The 25,508-nt window shown below is 65.5% G+C and carries 21 protein-coding genes; 17 read left to right on the top strand and 4 right to left on the bottom strand.

The genetic code is table 11. The features are described from left to right. Nucleotides 1-56: 56 nt before the first annotated feature. Both HD883_RS22855 and HD883_RS22850 read right to left on the bottom strand, forming a co-directional pair. On the bottom strand, nucleotides 57-1,607 hold the full coding sequence (locus tag HD883_RS22855; RefSeq protein ID WP_179589263.1) for an indolepyruvate oxidoreductase subunit beta family protein: 1,551 nt from the start codon (nucleotides 1,605-1,607) through the stop codon (nucleotides 57-59). Then, nucleotides 1,604-3,787 carry a thiamine pyrophosphate-dependent enzyme gene (locus HD883_RS22850; protein WP_179589262.1) on the bottom strand — a complete coding sequence of 728 codons (2,184 nt, stop codon included), beginning with the start codon at nucleotides 3,785-3,787 and terminating at the stop codon, nucleotides 1,604-1,606. The genes HD883_RS22855 and HD883_RS22850 overlap by 4 nt, the downstream gene beginning before the upstream one ends. A gap of 161 nt (nucleotides 3,788-3,948) precedes the next feature. On the opposite strand from HD883_RS22850, the gene HD883_RS22845 reads away from it, so the two are divergent. From HD883_RS22845 to sodC, 13 genes are all read left to right on the top strand, one after another. Further along, nucleotides 3,949-4,884: a LysR family transcriptional regulator gene (locus tag HD883_RS22845; protein ID WP_179589261.1), complete on the top strand. Its 936-nt coding sequence runs from the start codon at nucleotides 3,949-3,951 to the stop codon at nucleotides 4,882-4,884. 135 nt (nucleotides 4,885-5,019) lie between these two features. Further along, entirely contained in the window at nucleotides 5,020-5,949 is a 930-nt protein-coding gene (locus HD883_RS22840) for an IclR family transcriptional regulator (RefSeq protein ID WP_179589260.1), read from the top strand. After that, the gene (locus HD883_RS22835; RefSeq protein WP_257022603.1) at nucleotides 5,927-7,018 is read left to right on the top strand and encodes a tripartite tricarboxylate transporter substrate binding protein; all 1,092 of its coding nucleotides are present in this window, start codon (nucleotides 5,927-5,929) and stop codon (nucleotides 7,016-7,018) included. The genes HD883_RS22840 and HD883_RS22835 overlap by 23 nt, the downstream gene beginning before the upstream one ends. A 67-nt stretch (nucleotides 7,019-7,085) precedes the next feature. Next, complete coding sequence (locus HD883_RS22830; RefSeq protein ID WP_179589259.1) at nucleotides 7,086-7,967, top strand: TauD/TfdA dioxygenase family protein; 882 nt, start codon at nucleotides 7,086-7,088, stop codon at nucleotides 7,965-7,967. 133 nt (nucleotides 7,968-8,100) lie between these two features. Continuing rightward, entirely contained in the window at nucleotides 8,101-9,507 is a 1,407-nt protein-coding gene (locus HD883_RS22825; protein ID WP_179589258.1) for an amino acid permease, read from the top strand. A gap of 233 nt (nucleotides 9,508-9,740) precedes the next feature. Continuing rightward, nucleotides 9,741-11,165 (top strand): APC family permease, encoded by a 1,425-nt coding sequence (locus HD883_RS22820; protein WP_179589257.1) that lies wholly within the window; start codon nucleotides 9,741-9,743, stop codon nucleotides 11,163-11,165. 57 nt (nucleotides 11,166-11,222) lie between these two features. Continuing rightward, complete coding sequence (locus HD883_RS22815; RefSeq protein WP_179589256.1) at nucleotides 11,223-11,789, top strand: SAM-dependent methyltransferase; 567 nt, start codon at nucleotides 11,223-11,225, stop codon at nucleotides 11,787-11,789. A 180-nt stretch (nucleotides 11,790-11,969) separates the two neighbouring features. Then, nucleotides 11,970-12,884, top strand: a complete 915-nt coding sequence (locus HD883_RS22810; protein ID WP_179589255.1) for a phytanoyl-CoA dioxygenase family protein — start codon at nucleotides 11,970-11,972, stop codon at nucleotides 12,882-12,884. Between the two features lie 139 nt (nucleotides 12,885-13,023). After that, entirely contained in the window at nucleotides 13,024-13,587 is a 564-nt protein-coding gene (locus tag HD883_RS22805; protein ID WP_179589254.1) for a (2Fe-2S)-binding protein, read from the top strand. Then, nucleotides 13,584-14,639 carry an FAD binding domain-containing protein gene (locus HD883_RS22800; protein WP_179589253.1) on the top strand — a complete coding sequence of 352 codons (1,056 nt, stop codon included), beginning with the start codon at nucleotides 13,584-13,586 and terminating at the stop codon, nucleotides 14,637-14,639. Before HD883_RS22805 ends, HD883_RS22800 begins: the two co-directional genes overlap by 4 nt. Beyond that, on the top strand, nucleotides 14,636-16,930 hold the full coding sequence (locus tag HD883_RS22795; protein ID WP_179589252.1) for a xanthine dehydrogenase family protein molybdopterin-binding subunit: 2,295 nt from the start codon (nucleotides 14,636-14,638) through the stop codon (nucleotides 16,928-16,930). Before HD883_RS22800 ends, HD883_RS22795 begins: the two co-directional genes overlap by 4 nt. A gap of 152 nt (nucleotides 16,931-17,082) precedes the next feature. After that, nucleotides 17,083-17,352, top strand: a complete 270-nt coding sequence (locus tag HD883_RS22790) for a hypothetical protein (protein WP_179589251.1) — start codon at nucleotides 17,083-17,085, stop codon at nucleotides 17,350-17,352. Nucleotides 17,353-17,473: 121 nt separating this feature from the next. Next, a complete protein-coding gene (sodC, locus tag HD883_RS22785; protein ID WP_179589250.1) occupies nucleotides 17,474-17,995 on the top strand; it encodes a superoxide dismutase family protein in 522 nt (173 codons plus the stop codon). Here the strand turns inward: sodC and HD883_RS22780 are convergent. Continuing rightward, entirely contained in the window at nucleotides 17,988-19,229 is a 1,242-nt protein-coding gene (locus tag HD883_RS22780; protein WP_218863569.1) for a pyridoxal-phosphate-dependent aminotransferase family protein, read from the bottom strand. The two genes, sodC and HD883_RS22780, sit on opposite strands and share 8 nt — an antisense overlap. A gap of 134 nt (nucleotides 19,230-19,363) precedes the next feature. Between HD883_RS22780 and HD883_RS22775 the strand changes: the two genes are divergently transcribed. After that, nucleotides 19,364-19,564: a hypothetical protein gene (locus HD883_RS22775; protein ID WP_179589248.1), complete on the top strand. Its 201-nt coding sequence runs from the start codon at nucleotides 19,364-19,366 to the stop codon at nucleotides 19,562-19,564. On the opposite strand, the gene HD883_RS22770 is transcribed toward HD883_RS22775, so the two are convergent. Beyond that, on the bottom strand, nucleotides 19,565-21,166 hold the full coding sequence (locus HD883_RS22770) for a histidine kinase famiy protein (protein ID WP_179589247.1): 1,602 nt from the start codon (nucleotides 21,164-21,166) through the stop codon (nucleotides 19,565-19,567). A gap of 217 nt (nucleotides 21,167-21,383) precedes the next feature. Between HD883_RS22770 and tcuA the strand changes: the two genes are divergently transcribed. The 3 genes from tcuA to HD883_RS22755 all read left to right on the top strand — a co-directional run bounded on the left by tcuA (nucleotide 21,384) and on the right by HD883_RS22755 (nucleotide 25,495). After that, entirely contained in the window at nucleotides 21,384-22,796 is a 1,413-nt protein-coding gene (gene tcuA / locus HD883_RS22765) for an FAD-dependent tricarballylate dehydrogenase TcuA (protein ID WP_179589246.1), read from the top strand. Between the two features lie 46 nt (nucleotides 22,797-22,842). Beyond that, entirely contained in the window at nucleotides 22,843-23,988 is a 1,146-nt protein-coding gene (gene tcuB, locus HD883_RS22760; RefSeq protein WP_179589805.1) for a tricarballylate utilization 4Fe-4S protein TcuB, read from the top strand. 76 nt (nucleotides 23,989-24,064) lie between these two features. Beyond that, on the top strand, nucleotides 24,065-25,495 hold the full coding sequence (locus tag HD883_RS22755) for an MFS transporter (protein WP_179589245.1): 1,431 nt from the start codon (nucleotides 24,065-24,067) through the stop codon (nucleotides 25,493-25,495). The last annotated feature ends 13 nt before the right edge of the window (nucleotides 25,496-25,508 follow it).

Here is a 25,508-nt window from a genome sequence, read left to right as displayed (position 1 = left end):
GCGGGGTCGGGGATGCGGAAAGGGGTGGGAAGTCATGCCGCGTCGGCGTCGTGGCGTCAGTGCGCGAAGGCTTGCGTGGGCCGCTGGACGGGCGCGTTGGCCAGTGCGTCGATGGCCGAAGCCAGTGCGCGGCCGCTGTCGTCGGCCAGTGCCGCGGCGATCAGCGCCTGCATCTGCGCCGCGCCATCGGGCAAGGTCCGAAGCGCCGGCAGCATCGCGGTCACGCGCTGATAGCTGTTCCAGCCGCGATGATGCGTGTCGCCATAGCCTTTGACGAGGCGCTGCGCGCGCACCACCTGTTCGGCCAGATCGGGGTGATCGGGCAGCAGGCTTGTCACGGTCGCCAGCCAATCGTCGATACGTTGATGTTCGACCTGGAAGCGCAGGGACTTGGGCCGCATGCCCCGCATGGACGCGATCGTGTACAGCAGCAGAAAGCCGCGGATCGACGTGGTCTGCACCACCCTGCCCTGCTTCAGGAAGGGTTCGACACAGACACGCGCCGCGCGCGATTTCAGCAGCCAGCGGCCCAGTCCGGCGGGCAAGGTGTCCGCGATTTCTTCCAGGCGGGGGTGCAGGAATTCGTTGATGTCCAGTTGCTGTTTGGGGGTCAGGCGCACTTCGCCGCTGACCCGGGCGAAGCGCGACCTCCGCGTCTTGAGGTCGGCCACGCGCACGGTGTCTTCGTACGTCATCCACAGGGCAAGGTGGCGGGCAGCTTCGTTCAGCAGGGTGTGGGGTGCGCCGTCGGCTGGGTTATGCGGGATCGCCGACTGCAAGGCCGCCAGCCGGTCCAGGTAGGCGGCCGCGTAGGGCACGTCCTGGTAGTCGGCGCAGCGCACGATGCCGGCATGCAGGGTCTTGTGCACAGCTGCCGGAAAATCGCGGCGGATGCGGTCGGACAGGGTCGTGAGGCGTGCGCCCACCTGGGGGGTGTTCAGAGGGATGGCCGCCGCCATGTCCGCCGAGGGGGCGGCATCGATTACCGCGGCATCGAACCCCGCGCCAAACGCCATCAGGCTGGGCTTGACCCCGACCCCGCCGCGGCGAATGGTGTCTTCGAACTGTTCCCGCGTGAAGGGCAATGCGCCGGTCGCGGCCAGCGCGCCATACAGCGCCGGGCTGATCGGGCTGCCGGTGCGCTCGGCCAGCGTCGCAAAGTCCGCGGTCACGAAACGGCGCGCCGCGGCGCGGCCACCCGCAATCAGCTTGTTGGCGTCGACGCGGTCATCCCCCATCGCGGTGCGTTCCGTCATCGAATACACCCGATGGCTCGACGCGATGAAGGTGGTGCGGTCGGCGGTCACCAGCCCCCGCTGCACGGCGCGGCCGGCTTCCATCAGTTCCGATGCAATGACGATATCGACTTCGCCAGGCACCGGGCTCAGGCCCAGCACGGGCGCTTCGCCCGCGGGCACGGCCGCCTCGGGGAACATCTCCAGGTAATAGATGGTGGCGCCCGTGCGCTGGGCGACGCCCGGCACGGACGTGGTCTGGGCCAGATAGCCATTGGCTTCGGCCAGGTCCACCAGCCAGTCGGCAAGCACGCCGCCGCCCTCGCCCCCCATGGCCAGGATCGCAATCGTGATGGCGCGGGGTGAACTCATGCTGCGATTCCTTCCAGACGGCGGGCGATACGGTCCTGCAGGGCGCCGATCACGGCGGTGCGCAGGCGCAGCTTGAAGCGGTCCCAGCGGGTGGGGTTGTTGATGATGCCGGCGCGGTAGAACGACGGGCACAGCACGGCGGCATGCGCCACTTCGCCGCACAGGCCGCAGCCCACACAACTGTCGATCACCGTAGCGATCGGGTCGGTACGCAGCGGATCAGGGTTGGGCTTGATCGTCAACGACGGGCAGCCCGACAGCCGGATACAGGAATGGTCGCCAGTACAGGTGTCGGGGTCGATGCCGAAACGCTCGCGTACCACGCGGCCGCCATCGGCGATCTGCTTGCGCACCAGCGGCTTTTCGCGGCGCTGGCGATTCAGCATGCATTCGCTCTGCGCCACGATCACCTTCGGGCCTTTGGCCGGGGTGGTCAGCGCTTCGCGCAAGGCATCGCGCATGCGGGTCAGACTGTAGGTGTCGTCCACCGTCCGCACCCATTTCACACCCACGCCGCGCACGGCCTTTTCGATCGGGTTGTTGGTGCTGCGGATCGCGTTGGCGGCCTTGGACGACAGCACGTCCTGCCCGCCGGTGGCCGCGGAATATCCGTTGTCGATCACAACCAACACGTTGTCGGTCTCATTGAACACGGCATTGCCGACGCCGCTGGTCAGGCCGTTGTGCCAGAAGCCGCCGTCGCCCATGATCGCGATCGTGCGTTTGGCGGTATCGCCGCTGTTGAACGCCGACGCGCCTGCCCAGCCCAGGCCGTAGCCCATGGTGGTCGCGCCGATGTTGAACGGCGGCAGCACCGAGAACAGATGGCAGCCAATGTCGCAGCTGACGTGATGGGTGCCCAGTTCGCGTTCGATCAGCTTCATGGCCGTAAAGATCGGCCGTTCCGGACAGCCCGTACAGAACGACGGCGGCCGGCCCTGCACCTGGCTGGCCGCGGCCTGGATCGCAAAGGCCTTGGGGTTGCCTTCCAGCCGCGCCGGGGCAGGCGCGGGCCTTGCGGCGACGGGCAGCGGGCGGTCAACCAAGCGGTCGGGCAGATGCCGGGTCAGGAACGCTGCCAGTCCCTTCACCACCACGCCGCCGGTGTATTCGCCCGCCAGGGTCAGCATGTCCTTGCCGTGCACCTTGGTCTGCACGTCGGCGCGGCGCAGGATGGCATGCACCGCCTGCTCGATAAAGTCCGGCTGCCCTTCTTCGACGATCAGGATCGCGCGCTTGCCGGCGCAAAACGACGTGAATTCGGCATCGACCAGCGGATAGGTCACGTTCAGCACATACAGCGGAATGCGCGAATTGCCGAAGGCATCGGCCAGGCCCAGCAGTTCCAGCCCGCGCAGCACCGCGTTGTACAGGCCGCCCTGCATGACGATGCCGACGTCTGCCGCGCCTTCGCCAAAGAATTCATTCAGGTGATGGTCCTGGATGTACTGGATCGCGGCCGGCCAGCGGCGGCTGATCTTTTCCTGTTCGTGCAGATAGCTGGCAGGCGGCAGCACGATGCGGTTCACGTCACGCACCGGGGCTTCGATCGCGTCCTTCAAAGTGAATGAGGGCCGCACGTTGTCGCGCGTCGGAAAGCGCCCGTGGACATGACAGGCGCGGATGCGCAGTTCCAGCATCACCGGCGTATTGCTGGCCTCGGACAGTTCAAAGCCCTGCTGCACCGCATTGACCATGCTGACCAGATTGGGCCGCGGATCCAGCAGCCAGACCTGCGACTTCATCGCGAAGGCATGCGAGCGTTCCTGCATGATGCTGGACCCTTCGCCATAGTCTTCGCCCACGATCAGCAGGGCGCCGCCCGTGACCCCGCCCGACGCCAGGTTGGCCAGCGCGTCGGACGCGACGTTGGTGCCGACCGTGGACTTGAAGGTGACCGCGCCGCGCAGCGGGTAATTGACCGAGGCCGCCAACGTGGCCGTGGCAGTGGCTTCAGACGCGCTGTGCTCGAAGTGCACCCCCAGTTCGTTGAGGATGTCATTCGCATCGGTCAGCACATCCATCAGGTGCGAGATCGGCGCGCCCTGGTAACCGGCCACGTACGACACGCCCGACTGCAGCAGCGCCTTGGTCACGGCCAGGATGCCTTCGCCGCGGAATTCTTCGCCGTCCCCCAGGCGCAGTTTTTCCACTTCCTTGGCGAATGAACGTTCTGCCATGACGGCCTCCTGAGAATGCGAATGGTGGATCGCGCTCTGCGGCGCCAGTGAAATTTACGGAGGCCGCCGTCATCTGACTAATGGTTTTTTCACATGCGCTACATTGATGCGATGAATAATCCGGACCAACCCTGAGACGCGTCCGGCGGCCTGGAGACGCCATGAATTTCCGTCAGCTGGACCTGAATCTGCTTCGTGTGCTGGCGACCATCCATCGCACCCGGTCGGTCACGGCCGCGAGCAAGGCGCTGTCCTTGTCGCAGCCCGCGACCAGCAACGCGCTGGCGCGCCTGCGGCATTTCTTTGATGACGAACTGTTCGTGCGGTCCCCCACAGGACTGAAGGCGACACGCCTGTGCGAGCGCGTGGCTCCGGCCGTGCTGGCGCAGTTGCAGGCGCTGGAGATCGCGGTGGCCGGGCATGACGCGTTCGATCCGGCCACCAGCCCGATGCGCTGGCAGATGTCGATGTCGGACCTGGGCGAGATGATGTTCCTGCCCCCGCTGGCCGCCGCATTGCGCAGGCAGGCGCCGCACGCGCATCTGTCCAATATTTCAGTGGGGGCGGCCGACGTGGCGGCGGCGCTCGACAACCGCGAGATTGACTGCGCGATCGGCATCCTGCAGCCGCGCCATCGCGGCATCCGCACCGACCTGCTGTTCCGCGAACGGTATGTGGCGATCGCGTCGCCGTCGTGGCGGCCGGCGGGGGTGAAGCTGGCGGCGGCGCGGCGCCGCAGCCGCGTGCTGACGCGCGGGGACCTGGCGCAGGCGGCGCTGGTGGTGTCGTCCCCGACCGCGACCTTCCATAGCGGCGTCGAAGAAATGCTGGCGCGCATGAAGATGTCGGACCGGATCGTGATGCGCGTGCGGCACTTTGGCGCGTTGCCCGAGATCGCACTGACGACCGACATGCTGGCGATCGTGCCCGACATGTACGCGCGCAGCCTGCAACAGCGGCACGACCTTTCGACCTGGGAACTGGCCGATGCCCCGGCGTATGAAGTCCGGCTGGTGTGGCATGCCAGCACTGAGAAAGATCCAGCGCACCGGTGGATGCGGGAGTTGGTCCACGCGCTGTTCGCGCGCGCGGATTGACGCGGGGGGCCATTGGGCCGGCGGCGACGGATGACGCGAACGCGCTTAAACCGCAAAAATGAAAACGGTTTTTGAATTTACTTGTGGCAGTGCATGGCGTCTTTTATGGTCGGAGCTCTTCGCCCCGAGTCCGCCATGCGCCGCCATACCGTCCCGCCCATCCCTGTCAACGCCCTTGAACGCGGCTTTGCCGTGCTCGAATGTTTCGCCGCGGCGGGCCGGCCCCTGGGCAACGGCGACGTGGCGCAGGCCACGGGCATTCCGCGGCCCACGGCCTATCGGCTGATCTCGACCCTGGTCGCACTGGGCCAGTTGCGGCCCTGTCCGGATTCCGACAAGTACGAACTGGCCGCCGGGGTGGTGCGCCTGGCGCAATCTTTTTTGGGCAAGATCGACGCGCGGCGCTGGGTGCGGCCGCACCTGGTGGCGCTGGCCGAAGCGTGCAGCGCATCCGCCTTCCTGGCCTTGCGCGATGGCAAGGACGTGCTCGTGGTCGAAGCGGCGCGCGCCCGGTCGGCCGTCGCCTATCTGGGCGCCGATGTCGGCACGCGCATGTCACTGGCCACGTCCGCCCTGGGCCGCGCGTGGCTGGCCGGCGTCGACGCAACCACGCGCGACGCCGTGCTGGCCGAGTTGCAGGCCGGCGGCCACCTTGCCGGCCACCCCGACCTGGCGCCCCGGCTGGAGGCCGCGCTGCGCAAGGCGCGCCGCGTCGGCTACGCGGTGTCGCTGGGCGAATGGCAGGCCGACACCAACGCTGCCGCGGTGCCGATCCGTGTGCCGAGCGGCGAGGTCTTCAGCCTGAATTGCGGCAGCCCTTCCTTCCTGACCAACCCTGACAAGTTGCGCGATGTCGTCATCCCCCGGCTGATCGCGGCAGCCGCTGCATTCGCTGCCGATGTCGGCGGCCTGTCGGGCAGCGAACTGATGGCCTGGCAGGACGCGCAGGCGGCGCCCTCCGCACTTCCCCCCGCATCCCCCGCACTTCCCCCCGCCTCCTCAAAGCAAGGACGGCGGCGTTCCACCCCACGAGGAGACACCCATGGAGACCCCCTTTCGCACTGAAGGGCCACGCGCCGGCAAGCACGGCATTGCCTTGAATGAAGCCATGCAGGGCGAGGACCTGCAGGCCGGCGACATGCATCGCGTCCAACGGCGACGCGTCCTGAGCCTGCTGGGCGCCGGCCTGGCCCTGCCTGCCGCCAGCCTGCCCGGTTTTGCCCATGCCCAGCCCGACGCCGCCTGGCCCACCCGGCCCGTCAAGCTGATCGTGCCCTTCGCGCCCGGTGGCCCGACCGACATCATTGCGCGGTTGATGGCCGAAAAGATGCAGGCCGCGTGGCAGCAACCCGTCGTTGTCGAATACAAGCCGGGCGGCGGCACGATCACGGGCATCAACATCGTGGCCAAGTCGCCGCCCGATGGCTACACGCTCGGCATGGCGGTCAGTGCACTGATGATCAACCCCAGCCTGCAGCCGGCGATCCCGTACGACACCAAGAAGGACATCGATGCGGTGTCGCAGGTGGCCCTGACCCACTTTGGCCTGTTCGCGCATCCGTCGCTGGAAATCAATTCGATTCCGGAGCTGATCGCCTATGCCAAAAAGCATCCCGGCAAGCTGAGCTACGCGACCGCGGGCGTCGGCACCGGCCCCCACCTGGCAGGCGAAATGCTCAATGACATGGCGGGCATCGACCTGGTCCACGTGCCCTACAAAGGCAGCAGTCCGGCGCAGCAGGATGTGGTGGGGGGACGCGTGCAACTGTTGTTCGACGTCATGTTTTCGGCGCTGCCCTTCGTGGACGAACGCAAGCTCAAGCTGATTGCGCTGGCCAGTCCGACCCGCGCCGCCATCCGGCCCGACGTGCCGCTGATCGGCGAGACGGTCAAGGGCTTTTCAGCCATGAGCACCATCGGCATCGTGGAACCCGCCGGCGTGCCGGCCGCGCTACGCCAGCGCATCAGCGCCGACATCGCCGCCCTGGTGAAGGCGCCGGAACTGAGCGCCCGCATGATGCAGCTGGGCATGGAGCCCGTGGGCTCGACCGCCGAGCAATACACGACGCTCATCCATAGCGAGATCGAAAAGTGGCGCAAGGTCGTTGCCAATGCGCACATCAAGCCGGAATGACGCGATCCGGCCCCTCTTCCCCTCCCCACCTGTTTATCTGACCTGATTCCTTTTTCTGGAGCCTGACATGAGCCTGCAACTCACTCCCCTGACCCAAGGCTTTGCCGCCGAAGCCACCGGCATCGACATTACCCAGCCGCTGGACGACGCGCAGGTGCGCGCGATCGAAGCCGCGATGGACCAATACGGCGTGCTGGTGTTCCGTGGCCAGCCGGTCACCCAGGCGCAGCAGATGACTTTTGCGACGTCCTTTGGTCCGCTGGATCTGGGCCTGCGCAAGGTCAAGGGCGGCGCCCATCGTTTCGACTATGCGGAGCTGGCCGACATTTCCAACGTGACGCCCGACGGCGCGCTGGCGGATCGCAATCACGCCAAGATCGTCAGCAATATCGCCAACCAGCTGTGGCACAGCGACAGTTCCTTCCAGCGGCCACGCGCCAAGTATTCGATGCTGTCGGCCGTCTCGCTGCCCGGGTCCGGCGGCAACACGGAATTCGCGGACCTGCGCGCCGCCCATGACGCCCTGCCCGCTGCGCAACAAACGGCGCTGCAGGATCTGAAGGCCATCCACTACGCGCTGCACTCGCGTTTTTTGCTCGGCGATACGCAGTACACGGAAGAACAGCGCAATGCGATCCCGCCGGTGGCGTGGCCACTGGTACAGACCGATCCGCGCTCGGGCCGCAAGATCCTGTTCGTCGGCATCCATGCGTGCGAGATCGAAGGCATGACCGTGGCCGAAGGCCGCATGCTGCTGCTGGACCTGCTCGAACACGCCACCCAGCGGCAGTTCGTGTACGCCCATGAATGGCAGGTGGGCGACCTGGTGATGTGGGACAACACCGCCACCCTGCACCGCGGCCGTGCCTTCGACATGGCGACCCGCCGCGAGCTGCGCCGCGCCACGACCGAAGAAACGGTCACGTCGCCGGAAGCGGCGATGGCCTGATAGGCAACACCGGCGGGCGTCTCTGCAGCACATTGCCGTACCGCCAGTGTTCCGCCGTTTTTGTTGCAAGCCCGGCGTAGCCTTCCCGCAAACCCGCGACATATCATGGACTTTCCTTGTCGCGGAGTCGTCCATGAGCCTGTTCCGAACCAAGAGCATCGACCTCATGCTGGCGCAGCGCGCCGACGCAGGGCTCGTCAAGTCCCTGACCACGCTGGATCTGATCCTGCTCGGCGTCGGGGCCGTGGTGGGTTCGGGCATCTTCGTGTTGACCGGAACAGGCGCCCTGACTGCAGGGCCGGCCCTCTCGTTGTCCTTCGTGCTGGCGGCCGTCGCCTGCTTTTTCTGCGCGTTGGCCTACGCCGAATTCGCATCCACCGTTCCTGTCGCCGGCTCGGTCTACACCTATACCTACGCCACCTTGGGCGAGCTGGTCGCCTGGATGGTGGGCTGGGTGCTGATCCTGGAATTCGGCCTGGCCACCGCGGCCGTGTCGGCGGGATGGTCGGGCTACTTCCAGTCCCTGATCGCCGGATTTGGCTGGCACCTGCCGTCGACGCTGACGGCAGCGCCCAATGCGATTCCGGGGCGGGACACGGTGTTCAACCTGCCCGCGTTCCTGGTCATGACTGCGATCACGGGTCTGCTGTCGCTTGGCATCAAGGCGTCCAAGCGCGTCAACAACATCATGGTGGCGATCAAGCTGGCCGTGGTGCTGCTGTTCATCGGCGTGGGCGTCTTTCACGTCAAGCCCGAGAACTGGCAGCCCTACATGCCCTTCGGCATGCAGGGCGTCTACACCGGGGCGGCGCTGATGTTCTATGCCTTCGTGGGCTTCGATGCGGTGGCGTCGTCCGCCGAAGAAGTCCGCAATCCGCAGCGCGCCTTGCCGCGCGGCATCCTGGGTTCGTTGTTCGTCTGCACCGTGCTGTATGTGTCGGTGGCCGCGATCATGACGGGCATCGTGCCCTACACCGAGTTCGCGCAGAACCTGGACCATCCGGTGTCCCTTGCGCTGCAGGTGGCGGGCCAGGGGTGGCTCGCGGGCTTCATCGACCTGGGCGCCATCATCGGGATGACCACCGTCATTCTGGTGATGGGCTACGGCCTGACCCGCATCCTGTACGCCATGGCGCGCGACGGGCTCTTGCCGGCGTCACTGGCCACGCTGCACCCGCGCTACGCCACGCCCACGCGGCTGACGTGGACCGTCGGCATGGCGTCTGCACTGATCGCCGGCTGGGTGCCGTTGGGTGTCCTGGCCGAGCTGATCAACATCGGCACGCTGGCGGCGTTCTCGCTCATTTCGATTGCCGTGGTGGTGCTGCGCCGGACCCGGCCGGATCTGCCGCGCGGCTTTCGCTGCCCCTGGGTCCCGGTGATTCCGGCGCTGGGCGTCGCCAGTTGCGTCTTCCTAATGGCGCACCTGGGGCGGGTCACCTGGATCGCGTTCGGCATCTGGGTGGTGGTCGGACTCGTGGTTTACGCGATGTATTCGCGGCGGCACTCCGTGCTGCACAATCCGGGGCAGCCGGATTGAACGTTGCCGCATCAACAGCAGCACACTGACCATCAGCACAGTGAAGATCAGCCTACGGAAGATCAGCCGGCTGACCATCCGCGTACTGACGATCACGTTCAGTCTTTTGTAAGCTTTCATGTACGGGCATGACGGGGCCGCGCGTCCAAAGGCATAGTCGCGGGTGGATCACGGCGGCTTGTCCGTCCTGTCCTCTCCTCTGGCCCTTCTACCCACTGCGAGCGTCCTGCCCCATGCGTCCTGCGACTTCCGAGACCTCCGGGTCGGTTCTGCCTGCTTCGGGCGCCCTGCCTCCCGGCACGGGTTCAGCCACCGCCGCCAATCAGCCTCGCCCCCAACTCTCCACGCTGGACACGATCGCACTGGTTGTCGGACTGGTGATTGGCGCGGGCATCTTCAGCGCGCCGGCCCTGGTTGCGGGCAATGCCGCCACCCCGGGCCACATGCTGATGGCATGGGTCTTTGGCGGGCTGCTGTCGCTGGTCGGCGCCATGTGTTACGCCGAGCTGGCCACCGCGCATCCCCACGCGGGCGGCGACTACCACTACCTGCGGCTGGCGTTTGGCGACAAGGTGTCCTTCCTGTTTGCGTGGGCGCGCCTGACCATCATCCCGACCGGATCGATCGCGCTGCTGGGATATGTGTTCGGCGATTACGCATCGCAAGTGGTCAGCATCGGGCCCTATTCATCGGCGGTGTATGCCGCGGTCATGGTGGTGGTGCTGACCGCCATCAACATCGTCGGGCTGAAGTCGGGCAAGTGGACTCAGAACCTGCTGACGCTGCTCGAAGTGGGCGGGGTGGTGCTGATCATCGTCGCCGGCCTGCTGCTGTCGCCGGCCGAAGCGCCCGCCGCGCCGGCCACGACGTCCACCGCCCCCGCTGTCACGCAATGGGGCCTGGTGCTGATCTTCGTGATGCTGACCTATGGCGGCTGGAATGAAGCCGCCTATGTATCGGCCGAAGTCATCGGACCGCGCCGCACCTTGCCGCTCGCCCTGTTCTGGAGCCTCTGCATCGTCACCGCGCTGTACCTGCTGGTCAACCTGGCTTACCTGAACGGCCTGGGCATGAGCGGCATGGCCGGATCGTCCGCCGTGGCCGCCGACACCATGCGCGCGCTGGTCGGCCCGCAAGGCGCCGGGTGGATCAGCACCCTGATCGCCATTTCGGCCCTGACGTCGGCCAACGCCACGATCCTGACCGGCGCCCGCACCAATTACGCCTTTGGCCGTGACACGCCCATGTTCCGGGCGCTGGGGGTCTGGAATACCGGCAAGGGCGCACCCGTGAATGCGCTGCTGGCCCAGGGCGCGATCGCGCTGGGCCTGGTGTTGCTGGGCGCCGTCACGCGCAGCGGTTTTGCCACCATGGTCGAGTACACGGCGCCGGTCTTCTGGCTGTTCTTTGTGCTGACCGGCATTGCCCTGTTCGTGCTGCGCCGTCGCATGCCCGACCTGCCCCGCCGCTTCAAGGTGCCGCTCTACCCGCTGACGCCCCTGGTGTTCTGCGCCAGCAGCGGCTACCTGCTGTACGCGAGCCTGGTCCATACCGGCATCGGCGCCTTGGTCGGCCTGGGGGTGCTGGCATCGGGCGCGGTGCTGCTGCTGTTCCGCGGCCCGTCATCCACCACCGCCGACGCCGACCACGGAGCCTGAACCGGATCGCTTCGAACCCGCCGTATCCGGCACTGACCTAACGCCATGGAGATCGCCATGTTGACTGCCCGCCTGGGTTGGCCCGCCGCCCTCGTTGCCCTTGCCCTGCTGGCCACCACACCCCCTGCCGCCGTGCATGCCGCCAGCCCGCCCCAGGCGGCTCGCAAGCCGGATGTCATCTACGTGCCCACGCCGCCGGAAGTGGTCGATGCCATGCTCAAGGTGGCCAATGTGGGCCCGGACGACGTGCTCTATGATCTCGGGTCCGGCGACGGGCGCATCCCGGTCACGGCCGCCAAACGGTTCGGCACGCGCGGCGTGGGTTTCGACATCGACCCGCAACGCATCGCCGAAGCCAATGCGAATGCCAAGGCGGCCGAGGTGACCGACAAGGTGCGCTTCGTGCAGGGCGACCTGTTTCAACAGGACCTGCGGCCTGCCACGGTGATCAGCCTGTACCTGCTGCCGGGCCTGAACGCCAGGCTCAAGCCCACCCTGCTCAAGCTCAAGCCCGGCACCCGCATCGTGTCGCACGCCTTCCAGATGCCCGATTGGGAGCCCGAACAAACGGTGGACGTCAACGGACGCAAGGTCTACTTCTGGACGGTGCCCAAGCCGAAATAAGGACGATCCCAGTCTTTCGATTGGGCCGCAGGGGGAGTAGTCCATGACACTAGGGCGCGTGTTCTACACCGCGTCAGTAGGACGTTCTCTCGATGCACCAATGGTTACAGAGCGTTTACGGTAGAGCCCATGTCAATTGCGATGAGGGGCGCGCTTCCCCTCCAATCTGGGGAGACCAACGTGGGCACTGCGGCCTTGCTTTCCGAACAAGAACTCAACGATTATCGAACCAAAGGCTATATGCGCCGCGAGGGCATCTGCCCGCCCTCCGAAGTCCAGCAAATTCGCGACACCCTGCTTGGTCTGTTTGCCCGCAAGGCGGGTTACGAAGAGGGTGCGCAATACGATTTCTCGGGGCGCGACGAGCCGGGCAAGATGCAGAGCTTTCCAAGCATGCATGACCCGAGCCACTATGTTCCCGAACTGCGCAAGACCACCTTCCATCGCCGCGCCCTGGCGCTGGCGAAGGAACTGCTCGGCGAAGACGCCGCACTGTACGGCGAGCATGCCCTGCTCAAGCCCGCGCTGTACGGTCCGGAAACGCCCTGGCACCAGGACGAGGCCTTCCGCTCGCCAGACTTCGAATACAAGGAACTGAGCATCTGGATGGCCCTGCAACCGGTCACCGAGGCCAATGGCTGCATGCAATTCCTTGAAGGCTCGCACCTGGGTGACGTGCTCGAACACCAATCGCCGGGCGGCGACCGTTCGCTGCACCCGCTCGAATGCTGCGGCGACTTCCCCAAGGCCGAAGCCGTGCCGGTGCCCCTGGAAGCCGGTGACTGCACGATCCACGACGTTCGCACGCTGCACTACACGGCGCCGAACACGTCGACCGCGCCGCGCCTGGCCTACATCCTGATCTTCAACGTACCGCCGGTCTACAAGCCGGGTCTGCGCAAGGCGGAATGGCTGGTGGGCCGCCGCACTGACAGCCAGGAGCGCAAGCGCCTGTGGTACCGCAAGGGTGGCATCGCCGTCGAAGTCCTGCGCCGCCTGCCCCAGGTGCGCGTGACCAACGGCCGCTGGCTCGCCTGGGCGGCCATCCGCCTGTCGAGCAAGATGCGTCAGCGCGCTAGCCGTCCCCGCCCATAAGGACGCGCCGGCTTCGGGCCGGCATGGTTGACCCCGATGAACAGCCGGCCTTTGCCGGCTGTTCGTTTTTCCGTGTCGCATGGGCACGCGCCTTGCTGCCTCGTGGGCAATGCCTCAGGCTCGCTCACCAAGGATTCCCATGGACGCACAAGTCACCCCCCGGCCCGGCGCGGCGCCGGCTGCCGCGCCGCGCTACCCCATCACCCTGCGCATCAACGGCCAGGAAACACGATTAGAGATCGAAGCATGGGTCAGCCTGCTGGACCTGCTTCGCGAACACCTGCACCTGACCGGCAGCAAGAAAGGCTGTGACCAGGGCCAGTGCGGCGCCTGTACGGTGCTGGTGGATGGCAAGCGCATCAATTCCTGCCTGACGCTGGCCGTGATGCAGAACGGACGCGACATCACGACGATTGAAGGGCTGGCCGAGGGCGACACGCTGCATCCGCTGCAGCAGGCCTTCATTGACCATGACGCGTTCCAGTGCGGCTACTGCACTCCCGGCCAGATCTGTTCAGCTGTGGGCCTCATGAATGAGGGCGAAGCCAGGAACGCCGACCAGGTCCGCGAACTGATGAGCGGCAACGTGTGCCGCTGCGGCGCCTACCCGCAGATCGTCGGCGCCGTGACCCAGGTCATGAACATTCCGGCAGTGGTCGAAACCACGGATCGCAGCGTCGTCGTCGGGACGGTGCCAGTATGAATCCGATCACCTATGTGGCACCTGCCGATGCGTCCGAGGCGCTCGACGCGCTGGGCGGTCATGAAGGCAACAGCATGGCGGTGGGCTTAGCCAAGTTCATCGCCGGCGGCACCAACCTGATCGACCTGATGAAAGAAAACGTGATGCGGCCGGTGCGCCTGGTCGACATCAATGGCCTGCCGTACAACCAGATCGAAGAGACGGAAACCGGCGGGCTGATGCTGGGCGCGCTCGCCCGCAATGCCGACACCGCCTATCACCCGCTGGTGCGTTCGCGTTACCCGCTGCTGACCGCGGCCATCCTGGCCGGCGCGTCTCCGCAGTTGCGCAATATGGCGACCAACGGCGGCAACCTGCTGCAACGCACGCGCTGCTATTACTTTTATGACTCGCAGGTACCCTGCAACAAGCGGGATCCGGGCACCGGCTGTTCGGCCATCGGCGGCCTGAGCCGCCAGCATGCCATTCTGGGCGCCAGCGAACATTGCATTGCCACCCACCCGTCGGACATGTGCGTGGCGTTGGCCGCCCTGGGCGCGATCGTGCATGTGCAGTCGCCGTCCGGCAAACGCCAGATCCCGTTTGGCGATTTCCATCGCCTGCCGGGCGATCGCCCGGACAAGGACACCAACCTTGCCTACGATGAGCTGATCACCCACCTGGAACTGCCCGAAGCGCAAGCCTTTGCCGGCCATTCGGTCTACCTGAAGCTGCGCGAGCGCGCATCGTATGCATTCGCCCTGGTATCGGTCGCGGCGGCGCTGGACCTGGCCGAAGACGGCACGATTCGCGAAGCGCGGCTGGCCTTGGGCAGCGTCGCGCACAAGCCCTGGCGCGATCTGCAGATCGAAGCCGGCCTGGTCGGCGTCCGTCCGGATGCCGCGGTATTCACGCAGGCGGCCGAAGCCCTGTTGAGCAACGCCAAGGGCCAGGGCGCCAATGACTACAAGATTCCGATGGCCCATCGCGCCATCGTCCGCGCGCTGACGATGGCCGCCGAAGGCACCGTGACCAACACCGGTGAACCGTACATTTCCGAGGTGACCGTATGACCGACCTGATCGAATCGCTGAAAGCGCCTGTTGCCCCGGAAGGCACGGGCTACGTGACCAAGGGCATGTCGGTGTCGCGGGTGGATGGCCGGGCCAAGGTCACCGGCACCGCGCAATATGCCGCCGAACATTTTGCCGCCGACCTGGCGCATGGTGTCGTGGTCAACAGCAGCATCCCGAAAGGCCGCGTGACCGTGTTCCATCTGGAAGCGGCGCTGGCCGTTCCCGGGGTGATTGACATCATCACCTATCAGAACCGGCCCAAGATGCGGTCGTTCGACCTGTCGTACAAGGACATGACCGCGCCGGGGGGCTCGCCCTTCCGACCGCTGTATGACGAGAAGGTGCTGTACAGCGGCCAGCCGATTGCCCTGGTCGTGGCCGAGACCTTCGAAGCCGCGCGCCACGCTGCATCGCTCGTGAATGTGGAGTACGCGATCGAACCGCACGAAACCAATCTGATGGACAACCTGCATCGGGGGCACAAGCCGAGCCGCCTGAAGGCCGGGTATTCGCCACCGCCCGATGAACGCGGCGATGCGCAGGCTGCGTTCGATGCGGCCCCGGTCAAGATCGCGGCCACCTATTACAACGGCGTGGAGCACCACAACCCGCTGGAATTGTTTGCTTCAACGGTGATTCGCGATGCCGATGGGCATCTGACCATCTACGACAAGACGCAAAGCTCGCAGAACAGCCGCTGGTACGTGTCGCATGTATTCGGCCTGTCCAAAGACAAGGTCACCGTGCGCAATCCGTATGTGGGTGGCGCGTTCGGGTCGGGCCTGCGCCCGCAGTACCAGCTGACCCTGGCCGTAATGGCGTCGCTCAAGCTGGAACGGTCGGTGCGCGTCGTGCTGACCCGCCAGCAGATGTTCACGTTCGGCCATCGGCCCGAAACGCTGCAGCATGTGAAGCTCGCCGCCGAACGCGACGGCACCCTGCGCTCGATCATGCACGAAGCGATCGCCGAAACGTCGCGCATCGAAGACTACGTGGAAGTGGTGGTGAACTGGTCGGGCCAGCTCTACGCGTGCGACAACGTGCGCCTGGGGTATCAGCTGGTCGACCTGGACCAATACACGCCGATCGACATGCGCGCGCCGGGCGCGGCTCACGGCGTGCATGCGCTTGAAGTCGCCATGGATGAGCTGGCCTATGAACTGCACATGGACCCGCTGGCCTTGCGCCTGAAGAACTACACCGAGCGCGACCAGATGAACGACCTGCCCTTTTCGACCAAGGAATTGCGGGCCTGCTATGAACAGGCGGCCGAGCGCTTTGGCTGGTCGAGCCGGCCGCTGGCGCCGCGGTCCATGCGTGACGGCACCGAGCTGGTGGGTTGGGGCATGGCCACCGGGCAATGGGATGCGATGCAGATGTTTGCGCGCGCCAGCGCCGTGCTGCATGCCGATGGCCGCCTGGTCGTCAGCAGCGCCGCGACCGACATCGGCACGGGCACCTACACCGTCATGGCGATGATCGCGGCGGCATCGATGGGCCTGCCGCTGGAAAAGGTCACCTTCCAGCTGGGCGATTCGACCCTGCCCGTGGCGCCGATCGAAGGCGGATCGTCGCACGTGGCTACGGTCGGGTCCGCGGTCGAAGGCGCCTGCGAAAAGCTGCAGAAGCGCCTCTACAAGTTGGCCCGGTCGCTGGAAGGCCAGCCCTTCGAGCACTCCAACTTCAACGACGTCGAATTCGTCGAAGGCCACATGCGGCTGAAGCTGGACCCGACCGTCTCGGTCACGCTGCCCGAGCTGCTGGCCGCTGGCAAAGAGACACGTGTCGAAGAAAAGTACCTGCTGCTGCCCAATGTCCTGAAGCAAAAGAAGTACACCCGGTCGACCCATTCCGCGGTGTTCGCGGAGGTCAAGGTGGACGAGGAGTTTGGCACGGTCCGCGTGACTCGGGTGGTTAGCGCGATTGCCGCCGGCCGCATCATGAGCCTGAAGACCGCGCACAGCCAGATCACCGGCGGCGTGGTGTGGGGCATCAGCGAAGCCCTGCATGAAGAGACGCATGCGGATCACCGCCTGGGCCGCTTCATGAACCACAACCTGTCCGAATACCATGTGCCGGTGAATGCCGACATCCATGACATCGAGGTGATCTTCGTGGATGAAGACGACCGCATCGTGAGCCGGCTGGGTGCGAAGGGCGTTGGCGAAATCGGCCTGGTGGGCGTGTCGGCGGCCATCTGCAACGCGATCTTCCATGCGACTGGCAAGCGGGTGCGCAGCACGCCCATGACGCCGGACAAGGTGATGACGGACCGCCCGGGCTACTGACGAGCACGTGTTCGGATCAGGCGGGTGAAGCCATCATCGAATCACCCGCCTGCAAAGAAACCTCGTTTCGACGTGCTCAGCAGGAAGCTATTTCAAAAAGGGTGTCCTAGAATCCTAAGCTCGATGACAGCTCTGCACAGAGAGACGCCACGATGCAACACAGGGAACTCCTTATCGAAATGGCCGAGGCTATGCGGGATCTCGAAGCGCGCCAGATTGTGATGGCCGAAGCGCTCGAGACGTTGCTGGGCACCTTGTCACAGCGCGCGCAACGCGAATCCGCCGAGTTGTTTCGGTTGCGGATGGAGCGTGTGCTGAGCGCGCAGGACGACCAACCCGCGATGATCGCCATGAGACAACCCATGGCGGAACAGGCCGCCGCGTTTCTTGCGGCCCTGGGCGAGCGGCTTCCACGTCCTTGATACGGTTGACCGCGACATCGGGCGCCATATCGCCCCGTCACATCGCGTGACAACCGCAGTGGCGCGATCGCCCGCCAGCGGCTAGATTGTCTGCTCTTCGATCACGTCCTGGAGCACCACCATGCGCATTCTCATTCCCGCCCTGCTTGCCGGCCTGCTCGGCGCCACCGCCGTCCACGCCGACACGACCGTCCCGATGTACATGGCGACGGAAAAGGGTCAGGGTCAGGCCATTGGCGAAGTGACCCTGTCGGACAGCAAATACGGTCTGGTCTTTACCCCCAAGCTGACGAGTCTGCCGGCCGGCGTCCACGGTTTCCACGTGCACGCGATGGGCAGCTGCGATGCCAAGGAAGATGGCGGCAAGATGGTGCCGGCAGGCGCTGCCGGCGGCCATCTGGATCCGCAGAACACCAAGAAGCACGGCATGCCCTGGGATGACGGCGCCCACCTGGGCGACCTGCCCCCCCTGATCGTGGACGCGCAGGGCAACGCCATGCAGCCGGTGCTGGCCCCGCGCCTGAAGCTGGCCGCTGTCAGCGGCAAGGCCCTGATGGTGCACGCCGGTGGCGACAACCACAGCGATCACCCCGCGCCGCTGGGCGGCGGGGGCGCGCGTCAGGCGTGCGGCGTCATCAAGTAATCGACGCCTTGTTCCAGGCCGCCAGCGCCGCATCGACCGCGGCGCCCGGCGGGCAGGCATACCCTTCGGCGCGCAGCACCGATTCCAGCGCGCCAAGGGTGATCAGGATCTTGTGCTTCATGGCGTTGTAGCCCATGGCGCCGATCCGCCAGATCTTGCCCTGCAGCGGGCCGAAGGCCGACCCGATCTCGATCTCGAAATCTTCGCGCATGCGGCGGCGCACCGCTTCGCCATCCACGCCGTCGGGAATGTAGATGCCCGTCACGTTGGTCATCTTGTAGCGTTCATCGCCAAACACCGTCAGCCCCATTGCCCGGATGCCCGCCATCATGGCCTGGCTTGCGGCGCCATGCCGTGCGTAACGCGGTGCCAGCCCTTCTCCCAATGCGACCCGGGCGCATTCCCGCGCGCCGTACAGCATGGTGGTGGCTTCGGTGTGGTGGTTCAGGCGCTTTTCCGACCAGTAGTCCATGATCATGGCCAGGTCGAAATAATTGGAGCCGATGCGGATGCCGGTGCCGTCGGTGATGTCGTCGCGGCGAATGCCTTCTTCGACATGGCGGCGCGCAAAGATGGCGTCGGCCGCGCGGTCCGAAATGGTGATCGGCGACGAGCCCGAGGGCCCGCCCAGGCATTTTTGCAGGCCACCGGTCACCACGTCCACGCCCCAGCGGTCCGCGGCGATTTCCATCCCGCCAATGGTGGCGGTGGCATCGACGTACGACAGCGCGCCCGCCGCGCGGCACAGGTCGCCCAGGCCGTCGAGCGGCTGCGCCATCGTGGTGGACGTATCGCCGTGCACCGTGGCCACGACTTTGGGCTGGAAGCGTTCGATCGCCGCCGCCACCGCGTCCATGGGGACGACTTCGCCCCAGGGGGCGTCAACCGTCTCGACCACCGCGCCGATACGCGCCAGGATCTCGGTCAGCAACAGGCCGAAGCGGCCGAAGTTCAGCACCAGGACACGGTCGCCCGGCGCCACCATCGACACTAGCGACGCTTCGATGCCCGCGCGCGCGGTGCCGTCGACCAGGAAGGTCCACCGGTTGCCGGTGCCGAACACGGGGCGATACAGCGCCATGACCTCGTTCATGTACGACGTCATTTCCGGATCGAATTGCCCCAGCAGGTCCGCCGCCATGGCGCGCAGCACGCGCGGATGGGCATTGACCGGGCCAGGTCCCATCAGCAGACGTTGAGGGGGATCGATTTCGCCGATTGTGTGAGGCAACAAGGGAGTTCTCCGGTTGGGTTGCGTTGCAACATGCATTATCGCCTCATCCCGTCCGGCCGGTGTAGTCCGTGTCACCTATGTTCAGCCCTTGGGCCACGGCGATAGCATGTGCCATCGATACCGAGGGCTCGCCCATGAAACAGTCAGAACTGGATGCATTGACCGATTTTGCGCACGCTTCGCGCGACATGGTCGATGCCTATATCAAGGCCAGCAAGGCGGGCGCCGACCCCGCGCTGTGGGACACCTTCCTGGAAGCGCGCGAACGCACGGGCATGTCCGGCCACCGGCTGTATCGGTTTGGGGTCAAGCTGCGCGTGGGCGAAGCCATCTGATCAGCCGACCCCGGTCGGTCCTTTCATGACGATCTTCACTTTCTTGGACAGATCGCCGCGGCTGTAGGGCTTGTACAGGATGTCGAATTCGGACGCCCGTTCGCCCTTGCGATTGAGTTCCGTATCGGCATAGCCCGTCGTCAGCAGGATCCGGATCTTGGGACGCAGCAGGCGGGCTTCCCGCGCCAGCATCACCCCATTCATCTTGCCGGGCATGATCACGTCGGTCAGCAGCATGTCGACGGCCGTGTCACCGGCCAGCACGGCCAGCGCGTCGTCGGGCGTGTACGCCACGATCGCGTCGTAGCCCAGCTGATCGAGCAGCGCCTTGCTCACATCGGCCACTTCCGGCCGGTCGTCCACCACCAGAATGCGTTCCTTGCCGATGGGCTCGATGATCTTGACCGGCGTCGGCAAGGGATTTTCTTCGGCGTCCAGCGCAGGGAAATACAGCGTCACCGTCGTACCGACGCCTTCTTCAGATTCGATGTTCATGGCGCCGCCCGATTGCTTGACGAAGCCATACACCATGGACAGGCCCAGGCCGGTGCCCTTGCCCAATTCCTTGGTCGTGAAGAACGGGTCCACCACCCGGTCGACCACGCCGGGCGGAATGCCGCTGCCGTTGTCGGCCACCTTGACGGTCACGTATTGGCCTTCGTTCAGCTCCGCAAAACCGACCAGCTGGTGATGTTCGATCGTGACGAGTTCGGTTCGCACCGTGATCGTGGCGTCTTGCGTGTCGGCCAGCGCATCACGCGAATTGACCAACAGGTTGAGCATCGCAACTTCCATCTGAGTCGAATCCACCCGCACGTTCGGCAGGTTCGGCGCGTACTCATTGCGGATGCGCACATGCTCGCCCAGGGTCCGATCGCTCAGGCTCACAATGTCTTCGACCAGGCCGTTCAGGCTCAGCACCCGGCCGCTCAGGCTCTGTTTGCGGGCAAAGGCCAGCAATTGCTGCGTCAGCCGCGACGCCTTGTCGATCGCATCCTTGACCTTGTCAAGGTTCGCGCCAACGCGCGCCACGCCGGCGCCGACTTCCAGGCCAACACGTGACAACTCGACGTAGCCAGACATGACCTGCAACAAATTATTGAAGTCGTGTGCGATGCCGCCAGTGAGTTGTCCAAGAGATTCCATCTTCTGGGCCTGGCGCAAGGCATCTTCCGCATCACGGCGGCGGCTGACGTCCAGCTGGGATGCAAAGAAGTAGATGACTTCTCCATCCTCGTTAACGATGGGCGAGATGAACAGCGCGTTCCAGAAGGTCGATCCATCCTTGCGGTAATTCAGGATCTCGGTCGCGATTTCCTGATTGGCCAGCACGGCGTTACGCACTTCATCCACCGTGGATTCATCGGTATCCGGCCCTTGCAGGAAGCGGCAGTTGGTGCCCAGGATCTCGTCTTCGGTATAGCCCGTCATCGTCAGGAAGGCATTGTTCGCGAACACGATCGGATTGTCGTGCTGCCTGGGATCCGTGACGATCATGGGCATGCGCGTCGTCGACACCGCCGCCGCAAAGATCTCGTGCGAACGGCGGTCGATGGTCTGCGTCGCGTTCGGCAGACGGAAGGGCTTGGGGGTATCGCTCATGCTGTTCCCGGTGGATGAGGCAAAAATTTAGCACGCGGGTTTTGGGCGATTTGTAAGCGTCCGGTGCAGTCATGGACCGTTCTTTTGCTGCAACATATGGCCTGATCGGCGGGCGGCGGCTCTTCACGATTCGTGAAGAGGGCTTGTGCGCCCGGGGATGGCGGCTTGCGGGGGCTCGCCCTACAGTAGCGGCCTGACAATCCCCCCGGATATTCCGATGATCGACGTACTGGTAATTGGCGGCGGCAATGCCGCGCTGTGCGCCGCGCTGATGGCGCGCGAGGCCGGCGCGAGCGTGATGGTGCTGGAGTCCGCGCCGCGTGAATGGCGGGGCGGCAACTCGCAGCACACCCGCAACCTGCGCTGCATGCATGATGCGCCGCAAGACGTGCTGCTCGAGGCCTACCCCGAAGAAGAATTCTGGCAAGACCTGCTGAAGGTGACCGGCGGCATCACCAATGAACACCTGGCGCGCGTGGCGATCCGCCATTCGGCCACCTGCCGCGACTGGATGCGCAAGCATGGCGTCAACTTCCAGCCGCCGCTGTCGGGCACCCTGCACCTGGCGCGCACCAACGCGTTTTTCATGGGGGGCGGCAAGGCTCTGATCAACGCGTACTACCGCAGCGCCGAAGCCCTGGGCGTAGACATCCGCTACGACTGCACGGTCGATGCGCTGGAACTGGATGGCGGCCGCTTTGTTGCGGCTCGCATCGGCGACACCCGCATCGAAGCGCGCACCTGTGTGCTGGCATCGGGCGGCTTCGAATCCAACCTGGCGTGGCTGCGCGAGGCCTGGGGCCAGAATGAACGCGGCGAATGGCCCGCCGACAACTTCCTGATCCGCGGCACCCGCTACAACATGGGCGTGCTGCTGCGCTACATGATCGATGCCGGCGCCGACATTATCGGTGACCCCTCGCAATCGCATTGCGTGGCCATCGATGCCCGCGCGCCGCTGTACGACGGCGGCATCTGCACCCGCATCGACTGTGTGTCGCTGGGCGTGGTGGTGAATCGCGACGCGCAACGCTTCTATGACGAAGGCGAAGACTTCTGGCCCAAGCGCTACGCGATCTGGGGCCGCCTGACCGCCATGCAGCCCGGGCAGATCGCCTACTCGATCATCGACGCCAAGGCCGTGGGCCGTTTCATGCCGCCCGTGTTCCCTGGCACCAAGGCCAACACGCTGGAAGAACTGGCGCGCGCGGTCGGACTGGACGAGGCCGCATTCGTTGACACCATCAAGCAATACAACGCCGCCTGCCGCATCGGCACCTTCGACCATACGGTGCTGGACGACTGCCATACCGAAGGCGTGACGCCCGCCAAGACCCATTGGGCGCGGCCCATCGACACTGCGCCGTTCTACGCCTACCCGGTCCGCCCCGGCATCACATTCACCTACCTGGGCCTGAAAGTGGACGAGGACGCCACGGTGCACTTTGGCGGCCAGCCCAGTCCCAACCTGTTCGCGGCCGGCGAAATGATGGCCGGCAACGTGTTGGGCAAGGGCTATACCGCCGGCGTCGGCATGACCATCGGCACGGCCTTTGGCCGCATTGCCGGCACCAGCGCGGCCGCTGCCGCCCTGAACAAGAATGAAGGAGCACGCCGTGAAGCAGCTTGAAATCCTGACGCGCGAAGCCGTTGCACTTGGCACGCCGGGCGTGACCATGAAGGAACATCCGGTCCGTTGGGCGGGCAAGGACAGCAAGGCGCTGAGCCACAACGAAAACGAAGTCGGCCGCATGATGGAAATCTGCAATGCCTGCCGGTATTGCGAAGGCTTCTGTGCGGTGTTCCCGGCCATGAGCCGGCGGCTGGAGTTCGGCAAGGCCGACATCCATTACCTGGCCAACCTGTGCCACAACTGCGGCGCCTGCCTGCACGCCTGTCAATACGCGCCACCCCACGAATTTGGCGTGAACGTGCCGCAGGCCATGGCCAAGGTGCGTGTGCAGACCTATTCGGACTTTGCGTGGCCCGCCCCGCTCGGCAAGCTGTACGAGCGCAACGGCCTGACCGTCGCAATGGCTGCCGCCGCATGCCTGGCGCTGTTCCTGGTGCTGGCCGCCGGGATCAACGGCGGGCTGTTCCACGAACCGCTGCAGGGCAACTTCTACGCGATCTTTCCGCACAACACCCTGGCCCTGATGTTCGGCAGCGTGTTCATACTGGCCATCCTTGCGCTGGGGATAGGCGTGACGCGCTTCTGGCGCAACGTCAGCCCGGGCGAGGCCAGCGGTGAAGCCATTGCCGAAGCCGCCGGCAACGCGCTCAAGCTCAAGTACCTGGACGGCGGCCACGGCAAGGGCTGCAACGACGAAAGCGACAAGTTCACGCTGCGCCGCCGACGCTTCCATCACTTCACGTTCTACGGCTTCATGCTGTGCTTTGCCGCCACGTCGGTCGCGACGCTGTACCACTACTTCCTGGACCTGCACGCGCCCTACCCGTTCTTCAGCCTTCCGGTGTTGCTCGGAACGGCAGGCGGCATCGGACTGATCATCGGCCCGGTCGGCCTGCTGTGGCTGAACCTGAGGCGTGACCCTGCGCAAGGCGACGTGGCGCAGCGGCCCATGGACCGCGGCTTTATCGTGCTGCTGCTGCTCATCAGTGTGACGGGCCTGCTGTTGCTCGGACTGCGCGACACCAGCTGGATGGGCCTGCTGCTGGCCGTGCACCTGGGCGTGGTGATGGCGCTGTTCCTGACCCTGCCCTACGGCAAGTTCGCGCACGGCATCTACCGCAGCGCCGCGCTGCTCAAGTGGTCGATCGAAAAACGCCAGCCCAGCAAGCTGCAGTTGGGCGCGGACTGACCATGGGGGACGCCGCCTTACAAAGTTGAGCATGCTCAAGTAAGATCGGTGGCTGTCCCCCACTAAGACATTTCCGATGTCCAACACAACACAGGTGCCGGCCTACGACAGCCGGGCCAGCACCTGGATCGCATTACTGGTCGCGGCCTCCTTCTTCATGGAGAACCTCGACGCCACCATCATCGTGACCGCCGTTCCGCAGATGGCCGAGTCCTTCGGCGTGCAGGCGGTCGACCTCAGCATCGGCGTCAGCGCCTACATGCTGGCGCTCGGCGTCTTTATTCCGGCCAGCGGTTGGGTCGCCGAACGCTACGGCGCCCGCACCGTATTCGCATCCGCCGTCGCCCTCTTTACCGTGTCCTCCTTGCTGTGCGGCTTCGCCACCGGCCTCTGGGAATTCGTCTTCCTGCGCGTGCTGCAAGGCATGGGCGGCGCCATGATGGTGCCCGTCGGCCGGCTCGCCGTGCTCAAGACCACCCCCAAGGAAAAGCTGGTCAGCGCCATCGCGACCCTGACCTGGCCAGCGCTCGTCGCGCCCATCCTGGGCCCGCCCATCGGCGGCTTCATCACCACCTATGCATCGTGGCGCTGGATCTTCTACCTGAACCTGCCGCTCGGCATCATCGCCTTCTTTTTTGCACTGAAGCTGATCCCCAACGACAAGAACCCGACACCGCAGCCCTTCGACACCAAAGGCTTTTTGCTGGGCGGCGGCGGCCTGTTCTGCACCCTCTGGGCCGTTGAACTGGTCAGCGGCGACCACACCCCCTGGGCCCAGGCCGTCGGCTTTCTGATCGCCGGCGTTCTGCTGCTGGCCGGATGCGTGCGGCACATGCACCGCGCCAGCCACCCCATGATTGACCTCAGTGTGCTGAAGATCCAGACCTTTGCCGCCACCGTCAGCGGCGGATCGCTGTTCCGCATGGCCACCGGCGCCACCGCCCTGCTGCTGCCGCTGATGTTCCAGGTCGGCTTCGGCTTGAACCCCTTCCACGCCGGCTTGCTGATGGTCGCCATCTTTACTGGCAACCTGGCCATGAAGCCCGCCACCACCGGCATCATCCGCCGTCACGGCTTCAAACGCGTGCTCGGCTGGAACGGCCTGGCCAATGTCGTCTTCCTGCTCTGCTACGCCATGCTCTCGCCCAACACGCCGCTGGGCTGGATCCTCGGCGTGCTGTTCGTCGGCGGCCTGGCGCGGTCCCTGCACTTCACGGGCTTGAACACCCTGGCCTTTGCCGACGTGCCCCCCGCCAAGCTGCGCGCCGCCAACACCCTGTTCAGCACGGCGTTCCAGCTGTCGCTGGGCGTCGGCGTGGCCGTGGGCGCCCTGGCGCTGCGTGTCGGCACGTGGGCCAAGGATGGCCTGGGCGTGGCCGACGTCCCCGCCGTGGACTTCCGGCTCGCCTTCGTGCTGATCGCCCTGCTGTCGCTGGTGGCGCTGTACGACGTGCGCCCGCTGCCGGCGGATGCGGGGGATGAAATTGCGCGGAAGGCGAAGAAGTGACGGGCGGCTCTGT

It is taken from the genome of Pigmentiphaga litoralis (genome assembly GCF_013408655.1).
GTDB lineage: Bacteria > Pseudomonadota > Gammaproteobacteria > Burkholderiales > Burkholderiaceae_B > Pigmentiphaga > Pigmentiphaga litoralis_A.
This window is presented reverse-complemented; position numbering and strand designations above follow the sequence as displayed.